21 protein-coding genes and 2 tRNA genes are annotated in these 20,881 nt (G+C 39.2%); 11 read left to right on the forward strand and 12 right to left on the reverse strand.

The window, feature by feature from the left end; all coding sequences use genetic code 11:
- Positions 1–33: 33 nt before the first annotated feature.
- Positions 34–1,125 carry an SDR family oxidoreductase gene (locus ASC84_RS18800; RefSeq protein WP_056517527.1) on the reverse strand — a complete coding sequence of 364 codons (1,092 nt, stop codon included), beginning with the start codon at positions 1,123–1,125 and terminating at the stop codon, positions 34–36.
- A 100-nt stretch (positions 1,126–1,225) separates the two neighbouring features.
- Here ASC84_RS18800 and ASC84_RS18805 point away from each other — a divergent pair, with 100 nt between their 5' ends.
- Complete coding sequence (locus ASC84_RS18805) at positions 1,226–1,603, forward strand: MerR family transcriptional regulator (protein WP_004725368.1); 378 nt, start codon at positions 1,226–1,228, stop codon at positions 1,601–1,603.
- 48 nt (positions 1,604–1,651) lie between these two features.
- Here ASC84_RS18805 and ASC84_RS18810 read toward each other — a convergent pair whose 3' ends face one another.
- Together ASC84_RS18810 and ASC84_RS18815 are read right to left on the reverse strand one after the other, a co-directional pair.
- Entirely contained in the window at positions 1,652–4,024 is a 2,373-nt protein-coding gene (locus tag ASC84_RS18810) for a Tex family protein (protein ID WP_056517530.1), read from the reverse strand.
- 108 nt (positions 4,025–4,132) lie between these two features.
- Positions 4,133–4,552 carry a hypothetical protein gene (locus ASC84_RS18815; RefSeq protein WP_081409399.1) on the reverse strand — a complete coding sequence of 140 codons (420 nt, stop codon included), beginning with the start codon at positions 4,550–4,552 and terminating at the stop codon, positions 4,133–4,135.
- A gap of 183 nt (positions 4,553–4,735) precedes the next feature.
- Between ASC84_RS18815 and ompR the strand changes: the two genes are divergently transcribed.
- The 3 genes from ompR to ASC84_RS18830 all read left to right on the forward strand — a co-directional run bounded on the left by ompR (position 4,736) and on the right by ASC84_RS18830 (position 9,070).
- Positions 4,736–5,500 carry a two-component system response regulator OmpR gene (ompR, locus tag ASC84_RS18820; RefSeq protein ID WP_004725363.1) on the forward strand — a complete coding sequence of 255 codons (765 nt, stop codon included), beginning with the start codon at positions 4,736–4,738 and terminating at the stop codon, positions 5,498–5,500.
- 380 nt (positions 5,501–5,880) lie between these two features.
- A complete protein-coding gene (locus ASC84_RS18825) occupies positions 5,881–7,341 on the forward strand; it encodes an ATP-binding protein (RefSeq protein ID WP_056517537.1) in 1,461 nt (486 codons plus the stop codon).
- A 205-nt stretch (positions 7,342–7,546) separates the two neighbouring features.
- A complete protein-coding gene (locus ASC84_RS18830; protein WP_004816606.1) occupies positions 7,547–9,070 on the forward strand; it encodes an acetyl-CoA hydrolase/transferase family protein in 1,524 nt (507 codons plus the stop codon).
- Between the two features lie 105 nt (positions 9,071–9,175).
- Here ASC84_RS18830 and ASC84_RS18835 read toward each other — a convergent pair whose 3' ends face one another.
- A complete protein-coding gene (locus tag ASC84_RS18835; protein ID WP_056517540.1) occupies positions 9,176–10,822 on the reverse strand; it encodes a GMC family oxidoreductase in 1,647 nt (548 codons plus the stop codon).
- Positions 10,823–11,035: 213 nt separating this feature from the next.
- Between ASC84_RS18835 and ASC84_RS18840 the strand changes: the two genes are divergently transcribed.
- Positions 11,036–11,455 carry a GNAT family acetyltransferase gene (locus ASC84_RS18840; protein WP_004725355.1) on the forward strand — a complete coding sequence of 140 codons (420 nt, stop codon included), beginning with the start codon at positions 11,036–11,038 and terminating at the stop codon, positions 11,453–11,455.
- Positions 11,456–11,500: 45 nt separating this feature from the next.
- Here the strand turns inward: ASC84_RS18840 and ASC84_RS18845 are convergent, their stop codons facing one another.
- The 5 genes from ASC84_RS18845 to ASC84_RS18865 all read right to left on the reverse strand — a co-directional run bounded on the left by ASC84_RS18845 (position 11,501) and on the right by ASC84_RS18865 (position 14,831).
- A complete protein-coding gene (locus ASC84_RS18845) occupies positions 11,501–12,772 on the reverse strand; it encodes an OmpP1/FadL family transporter (protein WP_056517543.1) in 1,272 nt (423 codons plus the stop codon).
- A gap of 85 nt (positions 12,773–12,857) precedes the next feature.
- A complete protein-coding gene (locus tag ASC84_RS18850; protein ID WP_056517546.1) occupies positions 12,858–13,619 on the reverse strand; it encodes a class I SAM-dependent methyltransferase in 762 nt (253 codons plus the stop codon).
- 202 nt (positions 13,620–13,821) lie between these two features.
- Positions 13,822–13,897 (reverse strand) — tRNA-Phe (locus ASC84_RS18855).
- A 133-nt stretch (positions 13,898–14,030) separates the two neighbouring features.
- Positions 14,031–14,106 (reverse strand) — tRNA-Phe (locus ASC84_RS18860).
- Positions 14,107–14,453: 347 nt separating this feature from the next.
- Positions 14,454–14,831, reverse strand: coding sequence for a GNAT family N-acetyltransferase (locus ASC84_RS18865; protein ID WP_004816597.1), 378 nt, complete (start codon positions 14,829–14,831; stop codon positions 14,454–14,456).
- A 102-nt stretch (positions 14,832–14,933) separates the two neighbouring features.
- On the opposite strand from ASC84_RS18865, the gene hisB reads away from it, so the two are divergent.
- The 3 genes from hisB to ASC84_RS18880 all read left to right on the forward strand — a co-directional run bounded on the left by hisB (position 14,934) and on the right by ASC84_RS18880 (position 16,874).
- Complete coding sequence (gene hisB, locus ASC84_RS18870; RefSeq protein WP_004725347.1) at positions 14,934–15,527, forward strand: imidazoleglycerol-phosphate dehydratase HisB; 594 nt, start codon at positions 14,934–14,936, stop codon at positions 15,525–15,527.
- On the forward strand, positions 15,527–16,144 hold the full coding sequence (hisH, locus tag ASC84_RS18875) for an imidazole glycerol phosphate synthase subunit HisH (protein ID WP_056517548.1): 618 nt from the start codon (positions 15,527–15,529) through the stop codon (positions 16,142–16,144). The genes hisB and hisH overlap by 1 nt, the downstream gene beginning before the upstream one ends.
- A gap of 193 nt (positions 16,145–16,337) precedes the next feature.
- Positions 16,338–16,874, forward strand: coding sequence for a DUF805 domain-containing protein (locus ASC84_RS18880; protein WP_056517551.1), 537 nt, complete (start codon positions 16,338–16,340; stop codon positions 16,872–16,874).
- Positions 16,875–16,915: 41 nt separating this feature from the next.
- On the opposite strand, the gene ASC84_RS18885 is transcribed toward ASC84_RS18880, so the two are convergent.
- Positions 16,916–17,317 carry a transcriptional regulator gene (locus ASC84_RS18885; RefSeq protein ID WP_004725342.1) on the reverse strand — a complete coding sequence of 134 codons (402 nt, stop codon included), beginning with the start codon at positions 17,315–17,317 and terminating at the stop codon, positions 16,916–16,918.
- A 124-nt stretch (positions 17,318–17,441) separates the two neighbouring features.
- On the opposite strand from ASC84_RS18885, the gene ASC84_RS18890 reads away from it, so the two are divergent.
- Complete coding sequence (locus ASC84_RS18890) at positions 17,442–18,104, forward strand: 3'-5' exonuclease (protein ID WP_056517553.1); 663 nt, start codon at positions 17,442–17,444, stop codon at positions 18,102–18,104.
- 77 nt (positions 18,105–18,181) lie between these two features.
- Positions 18,182–18,913 carry a 1-(5-phosphoribosyl)-5-[(5-phosphoribosylamino)methylideneamino]imidazole-4-carboxamide isomerase gene (gene hisA, locus ASC84_RS18895; protein WP_004725338.1) on the forward strand — a complete coding sequence of 244 codons (732 nt, stop codon included), beginning with the start codon at positions 18,182–18,184 and terminating at the stop codon, positions 18,911–18,913.
- Positions 18,914–19,002: 89 nt separating this feature from the next.
- Here hisA and ASC84_RS18900 read toward each other — a convergent pair whose 3' ends face one another.
- Positions 19,003–19,296: an antibiotic biosynthesis monooxygenase gene (locus tag ASC84_RS18900; protein WP_004725336.1), complete on the reverse strand. Its 294-nt coding sequence runs from the start codon at positions 19,294–19,296 to the stop codon at positions 19,003–19,005.
- 152 nt (positions 19,297–19,448) lie between these two features.
- On the opposite strand from ASC84_RS18900, the gene ASC84_RS18905 reads away from it, so the two are divergent.
- A complete protein-coding gene (locus ASC84_RS18905; protein WP_004725334.1) occupies positions 19,449–20,384 on the forward strand; it encodes a DMT family transporter in 936 nt (311 codons plus the stop codon).
- 83 nt (positions 20,385–20,467) lie between these two features.
- On the opposite strand, the gene ASC84_RS18910 is transcribed toward ASC84_RS18905, so the two are convergent.
- Positions 20,468–20,860, reverse strand: coding sequence for a hypothetical protein (locus ASC84_RS18910; protein WP_004725331.1), 393 nt, complete (start codon positions 20,858–20,860; stop codon positions 20,468–20,470).
- Between the last annotated feature and the right edge of the window lie 21 nt (positions 20,861–20,881).

Raw genomic sequence — 20,881 nt, forward strand, 5'->3', positions numbered from 1 at the left:
AACTGCCCATTTATTGAAATGGGCAATTTATTACTAGAACTGATGATTCCGATCCACCCATTCTGCAGTCAGTGCAATGGTCTGTTTAAGATTGGTTTCTAGTATTTGCCATTTCTTATTTAATGTTAAAAACTGATCCATATTTAATTGCTCAGTTCGGATGAAGTTCAACATCTCAGCAGATAGATCCAGCTTTTGAGCAAGCCACTTCCATCTTAAAATCAATTTTAAGATGTGTAGCGAAACAAAATATTGCGGTGCTTTTAGATTTAATCTGTGAGCCGCATTGTCAATAAGAGCTTGCAAAGAAATCTGAGTAGGATTGGCAATCAATATATCTTGGTGAATTGTGAGTTGATCCTGTGATGCTTTGAATATCGCATTGACCAACATGGTCACTGAAACCAAAGGTAAATAATGCTGAGGGGTTGCAGGAATTGCGGTCATTTTACCCTGTTTAAGCTGGGTAATCAGGTGAGCAATTGGTTGGTTTTCTGCAATTTCACCAGAATTTTCATCCCCTACCACTGTTGCAGGATGAATCACTGTCCAGTCAATTTTCAACTGTTGAGCGCATTTTACCCAAGCAAAATGAGCTTCAATTTTAGAAGCCTCATAAGCACCCAGTTTTTGGTACACCCGCCTCCAATTCGTACTCTCGATATTTTCTAAACAGACTCCAGCATCTTGTAAGTGCTGAGTGAGTGTCAACATATAGCCAGAAAGATGAATTGCCCGTTTCAATTGGCAATGCTCGTTTACGCATTCAAGTAAATTGATTAAGCCTCTAACATTGACTTCCCTTGCATGTTGTATCGAAAGATTCCATGCAAATAATGCACTGGTATTAAATAAATAATTTACCTCAGCAAGCCGTTTCCAATCTTCAGCTGAAATACCCAAATCAGGCAAGGTAACATCGCCTTGTATACAGAATAATTTTTGATGACCTATTCCTTGTTTTTCCAGCCACGTTCTCAAACTCGGCTCTTGCTGATCGAGACGACGACACAAGGCAAAAACTTGTTCATTGCTTTGAAGTAATCGTGCTACAAGAAATTTACCAATAAATCCTGTTGCCCCAACCACCAAGGCAACTTTTCCTACACTTTGATTATTTTGCATCACTGTATACACCTTTTATATGCTCACACTTAAGCTAAAGGATGGAGTACACTCCACAGTCAAGTGTTTCTTGCAAATACATAAAATTTTGGAGCAAGTGATGTTAATCGGTGAATTATCAGAGCAATTAAATCTCAGTCGGGATACCATTCGTTTTTATGAAAAGCTTGATCTTATCCGCCCATTGACACGAAATAATGGTTATAAGGATTATTCAAAACAAGACTTACAGCAATTACAACTGATTCAAGTCGCTAAAAATTTAGGTTTTACTTTGGCTGAAATTAAACAGATTTTAGACTTGGTCAACGTCAATGAAATTCCAGCAGAACAATTTCATATGATTTTAAAAGACAAGCTCAGTGTCATTGGTGAAAAAATTCTCCAATTACAAAATATTCAAAATCTACTTGAAAATCTTGTGGTCGGGGAAGCATGTCCATTTAAAAAAGATTGTGATCTTTCCGCAATTGTCTAATCCATAAAAAAACCGCCTTACGGCGGTTCTTTTTTGAGAAATTAAGGCTTATTTAGATCCTTTAATCCCTGCTTGTAATAACAACGCACCTAAACCACCAATTTTGTTTTCTTGAGGTTTAGCTGCTTGTGGTTTCTTGTCATGACGTGGTGCTTTGTCTTTATTGTCATGGTTTGGGCGACCTTGCTGTGGACGTTTACCCTGAGGCTTACGCTCACCACGTTGTTCATTGTTATTGAACTCACGCTTTTGACGTGGTGCTTTAGCTGGTGCTTCCGAACCTTCTGGGCGCATCGATAAATTCACACGATTTCGCTCAGCATCTACAGTCAATACACGTACTTGTACGATTTGCCCTGGTTTCACCACTTTATGTGGATCAGAAACAAATTCATTGGCAAGTTCTGAAATATGTATTAGACCATCTTGATGCACACCAACATCGACGAATGCACCGAAGTTAGTCACATTGGTAATCACACCCTCAAGCTGCATCCCTTCAGTCAATTGACTGACTTCAGTGATATCTTCACGGAATTTTGCTGTACGGAATTCTGGACGAGGGTCACGACCTGGTTTTTCCAACTCGCTTAACACATCTTGAATCGTCGGTAGACCAAATTTGTCGTCAGCAAAATCTTCTGCTTTCACTTGACGAATAATTTCAGTATTACCAATGATATCTTTCACTGTGGTCGCTTTCGCTTCAACAATTTTGTTGACCAAACCATACGATTCAGGGTGAACAGATGATGCATCTAAAGGTTCTGAGCCATCTTGAATACGTAAGAAACCAGCAGCTTGCTCAAATGTGCGCTCGCCTAAACGTGGTACATTTTTCAATGCTTGACGATTGTCAAAACGACCATTTTCTTTACGGTAATCTACAATTTGCTGTGCAATGGCTTTATTTAAACCTGCGATATAGCCCAAGATTGCTGGAGATGCTGTATTTACATCTACACCCACCGCATTCACACAGTCTTCAACCACAGCATCTAATGTTTTTGCCAAATTGGTTTGATTCACATCATGCTGATATTGACCTACACCAATAGATTTAGGGTCAATTTTTACCAGTTCAGCCAATGGGTCTTGTAAACGACGTGCAATTGAAACAGCACCACGAATCGCAACATCAAGCTCAGGCAGTTCAGCAGAAGCCAATTCTGATGCTGAGTAAACAGATGCACCCGCTTCACTTACTGAAACCCGCGTTAATGTAAGATCCGCATTTTCAGCCATCATTTCAGCAACAACAGCTTCAGTTTCACGACTCGCAGTACCATTGCCAATCGCGATTAAATCTACATTAAATTCACGGCAAAGACGTGCAAGTTCAGCAATCGAGCCTGCTTTATCTTCTTTTGGTGCAAATGGGTAAATCGTGCTATGTGCAAGCACATCACCTGAATTTGAAACAACCGCCAGTTTTACCCCTGTACGAATACCAGGGTCAACACCTAAAGTTGTGCGCGAACCTGCTGGTGCAGAAAGCAATAAATGACGTAAGTTTTCTGCAAACACGTCCATTGCTTCTGATTCAGCTGCAAGGCGCTTTTCAGTCAACAAAGAATGCTCAATCGTTGGGCGAATTTTACCTAACCAAAACAGTTTTGCAATTTGCTTTAAGAAATCTTGACGTGCTTGTGGCTGAACACTTTCAAGCGCGTATTCAGTTTCAATACGTGCAAGTGGTGCATGATCATCACCATCAACTTTAAGACCCAATACATTTTCTTGGCGGCCGCGTAGCATTGCCAATAAACGATGCGAAGGAACTTTATTTAAATTTTCAGAGAAATCAAAGTAATCACGGAATTTCTTACCAACTTCTTTTTTCTCATCAGATGCCACCAAACTTTTTAACACCGCTGTTTTGGCAAATGTTGATTTAAGTTCTGTGGTTAATGAAATATTTTGTGCCCAGTCATCAATGATGATGTGTTGAATCGCATCTAATTGGCTTTCAACATCTGGGTATTCTTCATGGCTAAAACCAGCCAAAGCTTCAGCCGGATCAATTTGCTCTGCGATAATTTTCTCAGCAAATTCCCCTAATCCTGCTTCTCTCGCTTTGAATGATTTACTGGTACGTTTTGGACGGTACGGTGCGTAAAGTTCTTCTAATGCATTTTTTGTTTCAGCGCCATTTACCCGAGCAAGTAAGTCATCAGAGAGCTTATTTTGTTCTTTTAATGATTCGATTACTTTTTCACGGCGTTCAAATAAATCACGTAGATAAACAAGGCGTGTATCAAGTTGGCGTAATTGGATGTCGTCTAAGCCTTGCGTTACTTCTTTACGGTAACGTGCAATAAATGGAACACTAGAGCCTTCATCTATCAGTTTAATGGCAGCTTCTACTTGGTTTGGACGTACGGCAAGTTCACTTGCCAACTGCTGAACTAAGTCAGTCATCGTGTTTAATTCCACAAGGATAAGGACTAAAAGTTAGTGATTATAAAGACCAAGACCATAAAATCCACAATTGTTTTGCAAATTAGCAGTGAAAAAAGTGATAAAAGATCATTTTTCTTGAGTTTTTACAGTGCAATCGGGTATTTCATCCTGCTTTGCTACATTTAAATTGCTTTGTAAAATAATTTTTCCAACTTTCCACTGTGCACCTTTGCGCTGTCCACCGCCATGAGAATTGAAATATTGCAAATCACACGGCTGATAACCCTGTTTACTTAGACGCTCTTGTACAAATATTGGTGGTGCTTCCATATACATGATTTCTTTCAGCAAAAATGCAGCATAGCGTCGCTCCTTGAGTCGAAATTTACCCTGCACATCTGTTTGCGTTTCACCAACTTGAACCTGATCAATCGGTTGGTCAAATTGGTCAATCACTTGTCCTGAGATTTCAGGTCTGGAAAGTCGGCTAATACATGCACTTAAAGCAAAACTTATTGCCAAAATACATAAAACTTTCATTTGCATATGGTATATCTTTTTATTTATAAACATAGAATCATCTTAAATCGTTATAGATGTTGTTTTTTGGTTTCAAAACAGCCTGAAAATTGTATTTTTGAGCAATTTGATACATAGTCTTAACAAGAGCTTAGGCAGTATACTGAGATTGACGAATATTTATAATTTACAACATTAAGGGAGTACATCATGAGTTTGGTTGTACCTGCTGAAAATACAGATATCGTACATAACGAAACTGACCGCGTCGAACGCATTTTAGTAGTCGATGATGATGTGCGTTTACGTACCCTTTTACAGCGTTTCCTTGAAGATAAAGGCTTTGTGGTAAAAACGGCCCACGACGCAACGCAGATGGATCGCCTATTACAACGTGAGTTATTTTCACTCATCGTTTTAGACTTTATGCTTCCTGTAGAAGATGGTTTAAGCATTTGTAGACGTTTACGCTCATCAAATATAGATACACCTGTCATCATGCTGACCGCACGAGGCAGTGACTCTGACCGTATTGCTGGCTTAGAAGCTGGTGCGGATGATTATTTGCCTAAACCATTTAATCCAAATGAGTTATTAGCACGTATTCGTGCCGTATTACGTCGTCAAGTCCGTGAAGTTCCAGGTGCACCAAGTCAAAACGTAGAAGTTGTGTCTTTCGGCCCTTGGTCTTTAGATTTATCAACACGTACCCTGACGCGTGAAGGGCAAGTGGTCACATTAACCACAGGTGAGTTTGCGGTCTTGAAGGCATTAGTTCAGCATCCACGTGAACCATTAACACGTGACAAGTTGATGAATCTTGCACGTGGTCGTGAATGGGGTGCAATGGAACGTTCAATCGATGTTCAAGTTTCTCGGTTACGTCGTTTGATTGAAGAAAACCCTGCACGCGCACGTTATATTCAAACAGTTTGGGGCGTAGGTTATGTGTTCGTTCCAGATGGTGCGGAATAAATAGATCTTGATTCGATAGCATGAATCAGTTTCAAAAGTACTGGTCACATACTTGGTTTTGCATGTGTCCAGTATTTTTTTATCCATATTTATTCATCCTAAATAATAGTCTTGATGGCTTTGCCCTAGAGCTACACTTATTTACTTATGATTTCACTGGTATTTTAAATATAAGTATATTGGGCAATTCTACAAAAACGGTGTAATCTCAATGTAATGCATCTCTTATTTCATTAAGTTTAGATATTTTAAATCTGAGTATTTATAACAATAAATAAGTTAAAACCGAGTAACCTAACATTTTTAATATTGCGATAAATCTGCCATCCTTTAAACTGAAATCCATAGATTAAGAATATCGCACAGATTGGAATGCTCCTGTGAAATTAGAACCCATAGACCCACAAGAATTTACCGACTTTGTCACCTACAAAGAACGCAAACGTACACCTTGGGAACGCTTCCTCGATAAAGTCAAGCCTCGTTCAGCGGCAATGCGCACCACAGTATTGGTGGTATTCGTGGTGTTCTTTAGCCTATTTATGTCTCTGTGGTTTTTCTGGAAAACGCTTTATTTACCTGAAATTCAACAACATGCACGATTTTTGGCGGTTGAGCTGGAAATGGTTAATAATCCGCGCTTACAGATTTACCATGACGAGATACAACTCGATATTGACGAATGGTTAAAGCAACGGGTTGGAGTCGAATATGTTACAAATCCCAAAGAATACCCAAATGTAAAAGACAAAATTATTGCGGATTTCTTTACCAATCGTATTGAGAACCAGCTTGCAGAAGAATTAAAAATCAAAGATGTAACGGTTTATTTCCAGTTTAAACCCAGTCCACGCATTTGGGTTCAAACCCCTGAAATGAATGGCAATTGGGTCCGTGAACCTCTCAATACCTATGCCAACTATAGCCCCGAACTGATTTTAGCCTGGTTATTGGGTATTCCTTTGATTGCCGCAGCGATCATCCTGACACTGGTCAGACAGCTCAACCGCCCGTTACGTCGCTTACAACATGCAGCAAATAACTACAGTAAAACAGGAAAGGCACCCTACTTGGAAACCAATCACGGACCACAAGAAATTCGTGAGGTGAACCAAGCTTTTAACCAAATGGTGTATACACTTGAACAAACTGAACGTGATCGCCAAATCATGTTGGCGGGTATTTCTCATGATTTAAGAACACCGCTGACACGGATCCGTTTAAGTGCAGAGATGATGTCTGATGATGACTTTTTAAAAGAAGGTTTGATTTATGATGTCGATGATATGGATGCCATTTTAAGCCAGTTTATTTCCTATATGCGTGATGGCTCAGATGAAGAGCTTCAAGACACCAATATCAACGCTTTGCTACAAGAACTGATCATTCAGTTTAAACCCTTAGATATTCAGTTTACGCCGCAAGAATTACCGATCATTACTGCACGCTCACTGTCGTTAAAACGCTTGATTGGTAATCTCATCAACAACTCAAAACGCTATGGGGCAGAACCAATTGAACTCAGTGCTTTTGTTGAAAATGAGCATATTAAAATCTGTGTAGCAGACAATGGTGAAGGAATTCCCGAAGACCAAATTGAAGGGCTTATGCAACCTTTTGTACGTGGTGATGCTGCACGTACAGTACAAGGGAGTGGTTTAGGTTTGGCCATTGTCAAACGAATTGTGGATATTCATCAAGGTGAACTGTTGATTTCCAACCGTCCTGAAGGCGGGCTACAAGCCATCATTTCACTACCAACTTCAATAAAAGTTGAGGAAGAACCGACACCTACAAATCCGATTCAAAAAATCAAACAAAGCTTGAGTGATCACTTTTAGTGATTGCTCAATAAACCAACACTTAACTTTGTTTATTTAACAAACAGCTATCATTATTTTATTAATAAATAATAACTTAAAAACCATCACCAGAATTTATACCTGCATTTATTGAAAAAATTAGACCTTAGCATTAGAGGCATGCACAATTCAGTTTGAGGGCGGTACAATCCGTCTAGTTTTGAACAAGAATTGAGCGTAAACCATGTCTTTAGATCGTATTCGTTTAGCATCTCTCCATGACAAAGTCATGAGCGCAGAACAAGCTGCAACTTTTATCCAAGATGGGATGACTGTGGGGATGAGTGGATTTACTCGTGCAGGTGAAGCAAAAGCTGTACCTTTAGCGCTGGTAAAACAAGCCAAAGTGAATCCGTTGAAGATTACTTTAATCACAGGTGCAAGTTTAGGTAATGACCTAGACAAACAATTAACTGAAGCTGGTGTACTTGCGCGTCGTTTACCATTCCAAGTCGATAACACTTTACGTAAAGCTATCAACAACGGTGAAGTGATGTTCATCGATCAGCATTTGTCTGAAACTGTTGAGCAAATGCGTAACCTTCAGTTGAAAAAACCTGATGTTGCGGTGATTGAAGCGATTGCGATTACTGAAGATGGTGGCATCATTCCAACAACATCTGTGGGTAACTCTGCAAGCTTTGCAATTTTTGCTGAAAAAGTGATTGTTGAAATCAACACCAACTTAAGCCCTGCTTTTGAAGGCTTACACGATATTTATATCCCAACTTACCGTCCAACACGTCAAGCAATTCCTTTGACGCATGTTGATCAACGTATTGGTACACCTGCAATCAATATTGATCCTGCAAAAATCGTGGGTATCGTAATTAACAACGAATATCATGACTCTCCATCAACAGTGACACTACCAGATGATGAAACTCAAGGTATTGCCAACCACTTAATCGCATTCTTTGAAAAAGAAGTTGAAGAAGGTCGTTTACCTTCGAATCTTGGTCCTTTACAAGCGGGCATCGGTTCGATTGCCAATGCGGTATTAACCGGTCTTAAAGATTCTAACTTTGAAGATTTGGTGATGTATTCAGAAGTACTGCAAGACTGTACTTTCGAATTGATTGATGCGGGTAAAATGAAGTTTGCTTCAGGTTCATCAATTACCCTTTCTGCTAAATATGGCGAAAAAGTATTTAACAACCTAGAACAATACAAAGACAAACTGGTTCTACGTCCACAAGAGATTTCAAACCATCCTGAATTGGTTCGCCGCTTAGGCATCATCGGGATCAATACTGCACTTGAGTTCGATATTTACGGCAACGTCAACTCGACCCATGTGTGCGGTACCAAGATGATGAATGGTATTGGTGGTTCAGGTGATTTCGCACGTAATGCACATTTAGCAATCTTCGTGACCAAATCAATTGCAAAAGGTGGCGACATCTCTTCTGTTGTTCCATTTGCTTCACATATCGACCATGCTGAGCATGATGTTGATATTCTTGTGACTGAACAAGGTCTTGCTGACTTACGTGGTTTAGCGCCTCGTGAACGTGCTCGTGCAGTCATCAACAACTGTGCTCACCCAATGTATCGTGATGCATTGAATGATTACTTTGATCGTGCATGTGAAAAAGGTGGTCAAACACCGCATATTCTTCGCGAAGCACTTTCTTGGCACTATAACTTTGAAGAAACAGGCCATATGCTTGCTTCTTTAGAAGATCAAGCTAAAAAATCTGCATAAGATTTTAAATCTGATGTAAAAAGTAAAAACGCCCTTCAGGGCGTTTTTTTATGGACTTATTTGGGTTTAAACGCCCACCCACTGATTTTTTAAATATCTAAAGACTCAGATTGCAACACGCACTTTATCTTTCTTTTCAATAAACGCCACACCAGCTTGGTCCTGATTAATCATCTCAACCGCTTTCTCAGCAATCATAATTGCGGGGGCATTGGTATTGCCATTCACCACTTTTGGCATGATTGACGCATCGACCACACGCAGGTTTTGAATACCATAAACCCGTAACCGTGGATCAACCACAGCCATATCGTCTACCCCCATTTTACAACTTCCCACAGGGTGATAAACGGTATCTGAGCGATCTCTTAAAACTTGGCGAATGTCCTCATCTGTTTTTACCGCGGCTGTAAATAAATCTTCTTTAATCATGCTTTTAAAAGCATCAGATTGCATTAATTTCTGAGTGAGTTTAAAGCCTTTAACCATTTCTTCTAAATCAGATTCTTCACCATAAAAATTCGGATCAATCAATAAAGGATCATCGATACTTGGCCCACTTATCTTAATCGAACCACGACTGACTGGATTTAAAAGGCAGACATGACAGGAAATACCATGCCCTGTGTGCATCGTTCGTGCATGGTTATCCACCAGTGCAATCACAAAATGTAATTGTAAATTCGGTAGACTTTGCTCATTTGAACTTTTAATAAAGCCGCCACATTCAGCAAAATTCGTGGTCAACAAACCACGGCGTTCTTTACGATAACGTCCAATTTGTTTAAATAGATCAATTGAACCTGGAATAGATAAGCCAAAGGTGCCTTGAATTTCACTGACTTTATAACCAAAAATAAAATCAGGATGATCGTGAAAATTTTTACCCACACCAGGCAAGTGTTGTTTTACCTCAATGCCATGTTGCGCAAGTTCTTGTTGGTCGCCAACACCTGACAACATCAGAATCTGTGGCGACTGCATCGCTCCCGCACTCAATAACACTTCTCGACGTGCAAAGATTTGTTTCAGCTGACCGCCTTGCTTGTATTCCACCCCAACAGCCACGCCATTTTCAATCAAGATTCGCTGAGTCTGTGCATGGGTTTCGACCGTTAAATTTTTACGATCTCGATGTGGAAATAAATAAGCCCGCGCGGAACTACAACGCTCCCCATTGATATGGGTCACTTGATAAACGCCTAAACCTTCCTGCTCTTCTCCATTGAAGTCATCCAGAATTCGATAACCCTGCTCTTTGGCAGCTGCGATATATTTTTGCTGTAAGGGATTATCACTACGTAAATCAATAACTGAAAGTGGACCAGCATTACCGTGATATTGATTTTTAATTCTTTGGTTATTTTCAGACTTAATAAAATAAGGCAAGACCTCATCATATGACCAACCGGTATTGCCTAAGGCTGCCCAATCATCATAATCTTGTCGATGTCCACGGATATACACCATGGCATTAATTGCCGACGAACCACCTAAGCATTTTCCACGAGGCTGATAACCTTTACGACCATTTAAGCCCTTTTGAGGTACAGTTTCAAAGGCCCAGTTATTGATCTTGGTTGGAATGCTAATCACTGCTGCACAAGGAACTTCTACTTTCCAGCCCTCTCCAGCCCCTCCCGCTTCAAGTAGACAAACAGAAACTTGCGGGTTTTCTGATAAACGCCCAGCCAACACACAGCCTGAGCTTCCACCACCGATAATAATATAATCAAATTCCTGTTTATTCACGTGAAGTTCCTTTTTTGTTTTAAATTATGCCTCCATTATTATGCACACTTTCAATCAATAAAAAATCACTATTCTCAGCCTATAACGTTTTTATAAGTTAACAAACTCAGCAAAAAGTATTTACGCATTGTCTAAAAAATAAACTTATCAACTGCGGTTTTTTATATTAATCTGCTGTAAAGATTGTTTTAAAAAACAAGAGATAAAAATTCTATGTTTATTATCAGACAGTTTCAGGAAACCGATTTAGACGAAGTCATCGCACTGTGGGAAGTCTGCGATTTAACCCGTCCTTGGAACAACCCAGAAATTGATATCTTCCGTAAAGTCGCACAAAAAGACGGATTGTTTCTATTGGCGGTCAAAGATGAACAATTGATCGCTACGGTTATGGGGGGCTATGATGGGCATCGGGGCTGGGTCAATTATCTTGCTGTCCATCCTCATGATCAACGTAATGGTGTTGCAACTGCATTGATACAACAACTTGAAAAGCGTTTAGTTGCATTAGGTTGCCCCAAACTGCAACTGTTAATCCGTAAGGATAATATTGATGTACAAAGCTTTTATGAGCAACTCGGTTATGAAGAAATCGAAGTCGTGTGTTTGGGTAAACGTCTTATTTCAGATTAAAAATCTGTCGAATCCATCTGCTTTCATGGCGATTGACAGAAAAACTTAGAATTTATAGCCATACGACAACCCTAAAATGTCCTGACTCATTTTGAGTTTCGCTTCACCCCCACCAAACGCAGGGGAAATTTTGCCTTTTACTTCATCTTCCAAGGCATATGTATAGGCAATACTGATTTCTTGATGTTGATCGAGATTCCAAGTTGCACCCACGCTGAGGTGGTCTTGAATTACCCCAGGAGCAAGAATATTTAAAAACACTTCACTGTCTGGAATCGGTTGATCATTATGACTATAACCAGCTCTTAGTGTGAGTTTTGGATGGGCTTGATAAGACACACCCAGTTTATAGATATTGATATCATTCCAGCCAAATCCTGGCCCTTGTGGTGTACCAAAAGCATGACCTTGTTGTAATTGTGCAAGATCAAAAGGATTTCCTACCGATTTCACATCCGAATAGTTAATTCGTTGTATATCCGCAGCCACTGTTAATTGAGGTGTGATGTTGACAGCTACACCCACACCATAACTTTCAGGAACATCAAAGTCACCTCGTTCAGCAAACAACCCACGATATCGATCAAAGCGATCTGCATTAATTTTTGAAGAATAATTTGCGCCTAAGGTTAAACGTTGATCAAAGAATTTTCCAGCCCAACCAATACGTGCACCAATGCCAGTCGCAGAATCCTTACCACGATTGCTTAAATTTGAACCATCAGCTGAAAAGCCACTAAACCCAGCAATTCCCCGTGCTTCAAAACGTTGATAGAGAATATTGGTTGCAATGCCGATAGATTGATTTTCTGAATATTTCCAAGCGACTGCTGGAGTAATGAAAACTTGGGTTAAATCCACTCCTGCTGTTCCACTGTTGCCAAATGCTGCAAATGGATTATTGTTATATCCCGTATTCATTCCACCATTCCCATATATTGCTAAACCTAAAGCAACTTGGTCATTGATTTGATGGTTGAATGCAAGCTCTGGGAGTACAAAATATTTGCGTCCATTGCCATCATATTGACCATTGGCGTTGGGATAAGCTTGTGGCATTTGATTCGCTGTAATCTCAGCTGAGCGATCAGGTGAAAACACGGTTGCACCCACATCAATACGATCACCAATCCAGCTTAAGCCTGCTGGGTTATTGGCAATCGTTAATGCATCTTGAAATTGAGCGATTGAAGTCCCTGCATTGCCTTGGGCTTTTACCCCATAGCCATGCATAAAATAGCCTGTCGTTGCAAAAGCGGTAGAACTGAATACCGATAACCATACAGCAATGGATAATATTTTAATTGGAGCTTTCATGATTTATCTTACTTTTAAATAATATATAAGTAAGTATATTGTTAGCTATATCTGTTGTAATCAAAGATAAAATGCGATCCTTATTTTATTTGTGCATAAAGCATTTTTTCTTTGATTTTTTAATTTTGCCCACTCTTAAAAAAACTGGGAATGTGATGGTTAGATCTGCAAGCTCTCTGGTTAATGCTTCAGCTAGATCAAGTAATGGATGATCCTGATTTCTTTCACAATAGTGTTTAATTGCAGACCAAGTAGATAAATACTTTAACAGTTGTGCAGAGGACCACTGATACTGCATCTTAAACTCAGCAACGTTTATTTCATCAAAAGGAAAGGGAATGGTTTTATATTCTTCATCGATATAACGGCGCTCCGCATCCCAATAACCATCTAGTTTTTCAGCATATAAGCTTTGAATCATGGTATTGATGGCTGCATTTTCGACATGAATTAAGCCGTAACCGATCACAGCAAGAATACCTTGTGGTTTTAATGTGCGTTCAACTTCTTTATAAAAGCCATCAAAATCAAACCAATGAATGGCCTGAGCCACTGAAATCAAATCAAAACTCTGTGCTGTAAATGAAGTCTGTTCAGCAGATTGGACTTGATAGCTGACATTGTCGAAATAAGGCGCAAGGTTTAATTGTTTTTCGCTCATATCTGTTGCAACAACATGATCGAAATAAGGGCTAAGCAATTGAGTAAATTGACCTGAACCCGCACCACAATCCCAAGCAAAACCGCGCTCTGGAACATGATTTAAAATTTCCTGAACCACTTCTTGCGGATAACTCGGTCGAGCTTGCTGATAAAGCTGGCTACCTGATGAAAATAAATCTTTCATTGTTCTTATAACAATCTATTTCACTTACCAAAGGTTTATCTTACGATATTTATAGTCCATAGCAAGATATTTTGTAAGACAATGAGTTCAATTTACGCATTCTCAATAGCATGCTGTTTTTAATGATGAGCATCTATTTTTTAATTGATGATAAAAAGCAGGCAATAAAAAACCCCAAACAATGTTTGAGGTTTTTCAAATATGGTGGCGAGACCCAGGATCGAACTGGGGACACACGGATTTTCAATCCGTTGCTCTACCTACTGAGCTATCACGCCGATGCGGTGTATTAAGCCGTATCTCAGTTCAATAGTCAATAAAAATCATGACTTTTTTATTCAACCGAATATTTTTTACCCAAAAAAAATCCCTGATGGGATCAGGGATTGAAATCTCAAAGATTTTTAAATATGGTGGCGAGACCCAGGATCGAACTGGGGACACACGGATTTTCAATCCGTTGCTCTACCTACTGAGCTATCACGCCGATGGGGCGTATTAAACAATTTAATGGTTTAGTCGTCAAGCATTGAAATCACTAAAATCATTCAATAGTTTATTTTTACAACAAAAACCGCCTATTTATTCTAAATAAGGCTGTTTTTTATGCGTTTTTCAGCTTTAGAGGGCAAATTTTGGCACGCTTAATTTGCTGAACCAAGGTACTCTTCCTCGCTTTAAGTTTTGCAAACTCAATTTAATTTTTCCCAAAGTGTTCTGGTCGTGACTGCAATATGCTGCTGAGATCAGCTCAAACTTATAGTTCTGAAAAATAGCCAAATAAAAAAGCAACCTGATCAGGTTGCTTAAATTGGTCAAAGATCCAAGATGATCTTAGATTTTACCTAAGTGAGCTAAACAACGATGGATTGCTCCACAGCCCGGCTCAAAGTTTTTAATGCCCTTTTCTTCCTCGATACGACAAACTTCTTCGACCAAACGTTCTGCAACGCCGCGTCCGCGGTTAGCAGGATGCACCACAATATTTTCCAAAGTCCGACTTTCACCTTGTCCAGTACACCATAACGCACCAATAATCTTTGTATTAAATTCTGCGACATAAAGTAAGGTATAATGAGCCAAGTTTTGCTCAAGTTGTTCTATGGCATCATGACCATCCCCAAACTCGGGACTGGTGTCATATAATCGCTCAAGCTGATCGCGAACTTCTTCATTTTCTAGTGAAGTTTTAGCATGTACGGTAATAGGCATTGATTAACCCTCCTGAGCAATCTAATATGCTGTCACTTTCGTCACAGCGAAATATCTTTACATCAAACTTTTAATTTTTGACGTTTTTTGAGGAACGTGTCTATGGCGCAACGTATCAGTGAAGTGGTAAGAAACACCAACGAAACTAAAATTCGAGTTCGTGTGAATCTTGATGGTACTGGTCAAGGCACGCTCAATACAGGTGTTCCCTTTTTAGACCATATGGTTGATCAAATCAAGCGTCATGGTTTATTTGACATCGATATTCATTGTGATGGCGACTTAGAAATCGATGATCATCATACTGTAGAAGACTGTGGAATCACACTAGGCCAAGCATTTGCGCAAGCACTCGGTGATAAAAAAGGCTTAAAACGTTATGGCCATTTCTATGCACCACTTGATGAAGCTTTAAGCCGTGTCGTGGTTGATTTATCAGGTCGTCCAGGTTTATGGATGGATATCCCATTTACACGTGCCCGTATCGGCAGTTTTGATGTAGATTTATTTTCCGAGTTTTTCCAAGGCTTTGTAAATCACGCTTTAATGACTTTGCACATTGACAATTTAAAAGGCAAAAATAGCCATCACCAAATTGAAAGTGTTTTTAAAGCATTTGCACGTGCGCTTCGCATGGCGTGTGAAGTTGATCCGCGTGCAGAAAATACTGTTGCATCGACGAAAGGAACCTTGTAATGACCCGTATTGCCCTTCTTGACTATGGCATGGGAAATCTTCATTCAGCAGCCAAAGCACTCGAACATGTTGGCGCAACTGTAGATGTCACAAATGATCCAAAATTAATTGCTCAGGCAGATAAAATCGTATTTCCCGGTGTAGGTGCAATGCGTGATTGTATGCAGGGGATGCATGAAGCAGGTATTGATGAGGTTGTGCGCCATGCTGCGTTTAATAAACCGGTACTTGCCATTTGTGTCGGCATGCAAGCTTTGCTTGAATCATCAGAGGAAAATGCGGGTACTCAAGCGCTGGGTATTTTTGAAGGTGTGGTAAAACATTTTCCAGATATGGACGGCTTAAAAGTCCCTCATATGGGCTGGAACCAAGTCCATCAGACAGATCCAAATCACCCAATGTGGAAAGATATTGATCAAGATAGCCGTTTTTACTTTGTACATAGCTATTATGTCGAACCCAAAGACCCGTCTCTTGTTGCTGCAACATGTGATTATGGTTTGCAGTTCTGTACGGCTATTCATAAAGAAAATTTATTTGCGACACAGTTCCATCCTGAAAAGAGCCATACAGCAGGTTTACAGTTACTGAAAAACTTTGTGGAATGGAAAATCTGATTCATTCAGGTCAATTTCATCCCGATTTATATCTCTAAAAATCAAGTCAATTGCAATTGGCTTGATTTTTTTATTTTATTTGGACTTTATTTTTTATCGTCTGTTTATTATGATTCAACCAAATTGAATAAAAATCCAACAATTGATTTTAAAAATTGATTTAAAAACCTTAATTCATTCTAGGAACATAACAATGTCTTCTAATTTTCAAACCTATGATTCAGCTTTAAGTGCCAGTGGCCGTTTTGGTCGATTATCCTATTTAGGCTGGAATATGCTGTTGGGTCTATCCATGTTTGTACTGGGTATTATCGCTGCATTATTCATCCCTGCTTTAAGTAACTCACCTTCAAATACGCTCATCTTTATACTCGGCGCAGTTGCGATTATTATTTATATCGCGGTGATCTACTTCAGTTTTATTTTTACAATCCGTCGCTTACATGACAAAAACCAAAGTGGCTGGTTATCTCTTCTTATGCTTTTACCTTTGGTGAATTTATTCTTTTTTGTTTATTTAAGCTGTGCAAAAGGAGATGCTGGGACAAATAACTATGGCGCACCTCGAATTACTCGTGGTTGGGAAAAAGTATTGGCTTGGATTTATATTGTGATCTTCCCGATTAGTATTCTAATCCTTGCAGTTACAGCAATCCCAGCATATCAAAGTTACCTTGACCAAGCGCAACAATTTCAGCAATATCAACAACAAATCAATCAATCTGAATAAGTCAGCCGAAATAACCACCCTATTTTTATAAGGTGGTTATTTTACTCTTTGGTGACAAAACCACCTTCTAATGGCTCTACACTGATCTTGATATCTGCCTTTAAATTTAAAGCTGCGTAACGGTCTTTAATTTCGTTAATCAATTGTTCCATGGTGACATGACTTAAATCCAATTCAGACTCAGCATATGCTTTGGTCACCAGATCTGCTTTATCTTGCTGTTTAGATTCCATATTCCAGCGTTCAGTCATCCCAACTAAACGCGCCAATTCAATTAAGCTTTGCGCACTCGACGGTGTTGAGTTTTGCAACCATTTGGTCATGGTTCCTTTTGAAGTTTCCAGTACGTTAACAATATCACTGGCTTTTATATTTTTATCCTGAATTAATTGCTTTAAACGCTTGGCGCCTTCTATAAAAAGATCATCATCTTTTTCAACCATACAATTTATTCCTGTGTTTTTGACCCACAAAACTATCATCTTTTATTCAAAGTTTGTTATAACACAATATGGTTAATATTTTTAATGCTTAAACTGGTCGACTAAAATTTGTGAGCTTAAATTTGTGAATATTCAAACTCAGCAACTTCCTAGTAAAGAACAAATTCAGAGCTTTCCCCGTTTTCAAAATTTGCCTTTGAGTAACATTGTTGTAGTCAATAGCTTGCAACAATGCCAAGCGATTGAAGCAGAATTAAAAACGGCGCACATTTTTGGTTTCGATACTGAGTCCAAACCTACCTTTAATAAAGGTGAAATTCAAACTGGCCCACATCTTATTCAATTGGCGACATTTGAAAAAGCCTATTTATTTCAAGTTTCCCCAGATATTTTGGCTTTTCTAGCGACCTTTTTTGAAAATCCTGATCAGATTAAAGTTGGTTTTGGCTTAAAAAATGATGCACATTTATTCCGTAAAAAAGGCATGCAACTCAACAGTGTCATCGAACTTTCAAAATGCTTTTCGAGGTTTGGCTTCAATAATCCTTTAGGAATTAAAAATGCCATGGCATTACTATTCCAAGTCAATTTCCCTAAAAGTAAATCTATTAGCACCTCAAATTGGGCACGTAAAATTCTCACAACACCACAAATTGAATATGCAGCAGCCGATGCCTATGCTGCACTTTTAATTTTCGAAGCCTTACTGGATTTAGACTTAATACCTGACACGATTGCACATACTCAGCTTAAATTGAGCATTCGCGCCAATAAAAGCCTAAACTGACACTTAGAAATTGATCAAGTTTTTGCTAAGATGATGATCAATAAATTCTTCATTGAGATTAAGCAAGGAGCGAAAGCATGCTGATCATCCCGGCAATTGACCTGAAAGATGGTAAATGTGTTCGTTTAAAACAAGGTCGTATGGAAGACGATACCGTATTTTCTGATGATCCTGTTGCAACAGCACAGCATTGGGTAAATGAAGGCGCTCGTCGTTTGCATTTGGTTGATTTGAATGGGGCTTTTGCTGGAACACCAATTCATAAACCTGTCGTTGAAGCAATTGCAAAAGCACAGCCTGAACTGCCAATCCAGATTGGCGGTGGTATTCGCTCTTTGGAAACAATCGAACATTATTTAGATGCGGGCGTTTCTTTTGTCATCATCGGCACCAAAGCAGTTCAAAATCCTGAATTTGTTGAAGAAGCCTGTAAGAAGTTTGCGGGACACATTATTGTCGGTATTGATGCGATCAATGGTATGGTTGCAACTGATGGCTGGGCAAATGTCACTGATGTAAAAGCCACTGATCTTGCAAAACGTTTTGCGGATGCCGGTGTGTCTAGCATTGTTTATACCGATATCGCACGTGATGGTATGATGCAGGGTGTCAATGTTGAACAGACGGTAAATCTCGCACAATACTCAGGTCTTCCAGTGATCGCCTCAGGCGGTGTAACCAATCTGGATGATGTGCGTAATTTAAAAGGTAAACCGGGTATTTTAGGTGCGATCACAGGACGTGCAATTTACGAAGGCACATTAAACCTACGTGAAGCGCAGCTGTTATTGGATGAACAAGGCTTTTAAGTTCCCAGTATAGATTGGATTAAAAAAGAGAACCGAGCTGTTCTCTTTTTTATGTGTTAAAGAAGGTATTTAAATCACTACATCCAGATTTAAACCAATGTATTTTCAAAATGTTGCATTTCAATTTTACTTGCTAAAAAGGGCTTCATTGCCGTAAACCACTGTTTAAACTCATCTGTTTTCATAAAAACATCTGTATGGGTTTTAAGATCAATCCAGTGAATTTGTAGTATGTATTTTTGATTGTCTTCTATACCACGGATTAATTTAAATTTTTCACAACCTTGGGCATTCCGGAAGGTGTCTGATAATTCATAAAATTTCTTTTCAAAAGCCATTTGTTGACCATCAACAATATGAAATAAAGCCTGTTCGATCACCATGATTTATTTCTCTTTATCAAAATTTTAATTCAATATGCTAGCACGACTGCATGACAATTGAGTGATTTAAATACCCGATTACTCAGCTTAACATCTGCACAATACTGTGCTTTCGCGTAAAATAGCCCTGCTCTTCTACATTACTTTATTTTATGTCTTCCTCTCCCCTCGCTTTATTTTTAAAGTCCAGAACGCCTCAAATTGCACTGATCCTGATGACCATGATTTGGGGTGGTACATTTGTCATTGTACACTATGCCCTAAACTATAGTTCCCCTATGTTTTTTGTCGGTTGTCGTTTTGCTGCAGCGACCATTGCTGTTGGATTACTGTCTTATAAATATCTAAAAGGTATCAATTTAAAAGAACTCATCGCTGGTGCGCTGATTGGTGGCATGATTGCCACAGGTTATGGCTCGCAAACTGTCGGTATGCAAACCATCAGCAGTAGTGAGTCTGCATTTTTAACAGCATTATATGTGCCCCTTGTACCGATTCTTATCTGGGTGATTTTTCGCAAAAGACCACATATCATGACTTGGCTCGGTGTTTTACTGGCGTTTATCGGTTTAATTTTTTTGACAGGAAATGGTTTTCATCACATTGATTTAAATACGGGGCAAATCATTACATTAGTTGGCTCATTTGCAATTGCTATGGAGATTATTCTCATCGGGCATTTTGCAGGGAAGGTCAATATTCAGCGTGTAACGGTGATTCAGCTTGCTTTTGCTTCATTGATTTCATTTGCCAGTATGCCTTTTGTGGGTGAGCTGGATATTCCAGCCTTTTCGTGGCAATTGGTGATGCTTGCTGTTGGACTGGGCTTAACCAGTGCTTTATTACAATTGACGATGAATTGGGCACAACGCTCTGTCGATCCTTCTCAAGCTGCCGTGATTTATGCTGGCGAACCAGTTTGGGCAGCTTTATTTGGAAGAATTGCAGGTGAACGCTTACCTTTGCTGGCTCTTTTTGGTGGTTTACTTGTGGTATTGGGGGTGATCATCAGTGAATGGAGACCCAAATTTTTATACACACGACAGCTTAAAGAAAATTCAACTGAGATAGAAAAACAGCGTTCTTAATTAGAACGCTGTTTTCACTAAAATTACGCTTTGATCAAGCTGTATTGCTCGGGAACAAGATCCATCAAGGGTGATTTATTCAGTTATATCGGTAAGGCTTGATCATCATTCAGCGCAATAATGCCTCGAATGGCGCGATAGACAATCCATATCCAAGAAATAAATAAGGTGGCAGCACAAAAAATCGTAGCACCCACGGCAACACCCGCAAAGGCATTGACATTATCCATGGTGAAAAATAGAAAAATAAACGGAATAAATGCAATTACCGTCCAGACTAAATACCACCAAAAAGTGCGAATTTGCCATCTAAAATGACTTTCGAAAATCGTACCACGGACCGAATTCAATTTTACATAATTGATAATCAATGCAATGATTGCAAGAATTCCCGCAGAAAAAATTGCAACAATATAAAGGATATATAAAATTAAAGTCAGAGATTTACTATTATTTGGATCAACATAATTATTCATTGTAAGCCCTTTTAAATTTGC

Origin of the sequence: Acinetobacter sp. Root1280 (genome assembly GCF_001425285.1) — a bacterium.
Lineage (GTDB): Bacteria > Pseudomonadota > Gammaproteobacteria > Pseudomonadales > Moraxellaceae > Acinetobacter > Acinetobacter guillouiae.

Bases quoted from the DNA above. Each gene is read 5' to 3' on its own strand.
- ASC84_RS18830 (WP_004816606.1), top strand. From the start codon at position 7,547: ATGTCTTTAGATCGTATTCGTTTAGCATCTCTCCATGACAAAGTCATG.
- hisH (WP_056517548.1), top strand. From the start codon at position 15,527: ATGACCCGTATTGCCCTTCTTGACTATGGCATGGGAAATCTTCATTCA.
- hisB (WP_004725347.1), top strand. From the start codon at position 14,934: ATGGCGCAACGTATCAGTGAAGTGGTAAGAAACACCAACGAAACTAAA.
- ASC84_RS18815 (WP_081409399.1), bottom strand. From the start codon at position 4,552: ATGCAAATGAAAGTTTTATGTATTTTGGCAATAAGTTTTGCTTTAAGT.
- ASC84_RS18905 (WP_004725334.1), top strand. From the start codon at position 19,449: ATGTCTTCCTCTCCCCTCGCTTTATTTTTAAAGTCCAGAACGCCTCAA.
- ASC84_RS18810 (WP_056517530.1), bottom strand. From the start codon at position 4,024: ATGACTGACTTAGTTCAGCAGTTGGCAAGTGAACTTGCCGTACGTCCA.
- ASC84_RS18845 (WP_056517543.1), bottom strand. From the start codon at position 12,772: ATGAAAGCTCCAATTAAAATATTATCCATTGCTGTATGGTTATCGGTA.
- ASC84_RS18880 (WP_056517551.1), top strand. From the start codon at position 16,338: ATGTCTTCTAATTTTCAAACCTATGATTCAGCTTTAAGTGCCAGTGGC.
- ASC84_RS18800 (WP_056517527.1), bottom strand. From the start codon at position 1,125: ATGCAAAATAATCAAAGTGTAGGAAAAGTTGCCTTGGTGGTTGGGGCA.
- hisA (WP_004725338.1), top strand. From the start codon at position 18,182: ATGCTGATCATCCCGGCAATTGACCTGAAAGATGGTAAATGTGTTCGT.
- ASC84_RS18805 (WP_004725368.1), top strand. From the start codon at position 1,226: ATGTTAATCGGTGAATTATCAGAGCAATTAAATCTCAGTCGGGATACC.
- ASC84_RS18865 (WP_004816597.1), bottom strand. From the start codon at position 14,831: ATGCCTATTACCGTACATGCTAAAACTTCACTAGAAAATGAAGAAGTT.
- ompR (WP_004725363.1), top strand. From the start codon at position 4,736: ATGAGTTTGGTTGTACCTGCTGAAAATACAGATATCGTACATAACGAA.
- ASC84_RS18900 (WP_004725336.1), bottom strand. From the start codon at position 19,296: ATGGTGATCGAACAGGCTTTATTTCATATTGTTGATGGTCAACAAATG.
- ASC84_RS18840 (WP_004725355.1), top strand. From the start codon at position 11,036: ATGTTTATTATCAGACAGTTTCAGGAAACCGATTTAGACGAAGTCATC.
- ASC84_RS18910 (WP_004725331.1), bottom strand. From the start codon at position 20,860: ATGAATAATTATGTTGATCCAAATAATAGTAAATCTCTGACTTTAATT.
- ASC84_RS18885 (WP_004725342.1), bottom strand. From the start codon at position 17,317: ATGGTTGAAAAAGATGATGATCTTTTTATAGAAGGCGCCAAGCGTTTA.
- ASC84_RS18850 (WP_056517546.1), bottom strand. From the start codon at position 13,619: ATGAAAGATTTATTTTCATCAGGTAGCCAGCTTTATCAGCAAGCTCGA.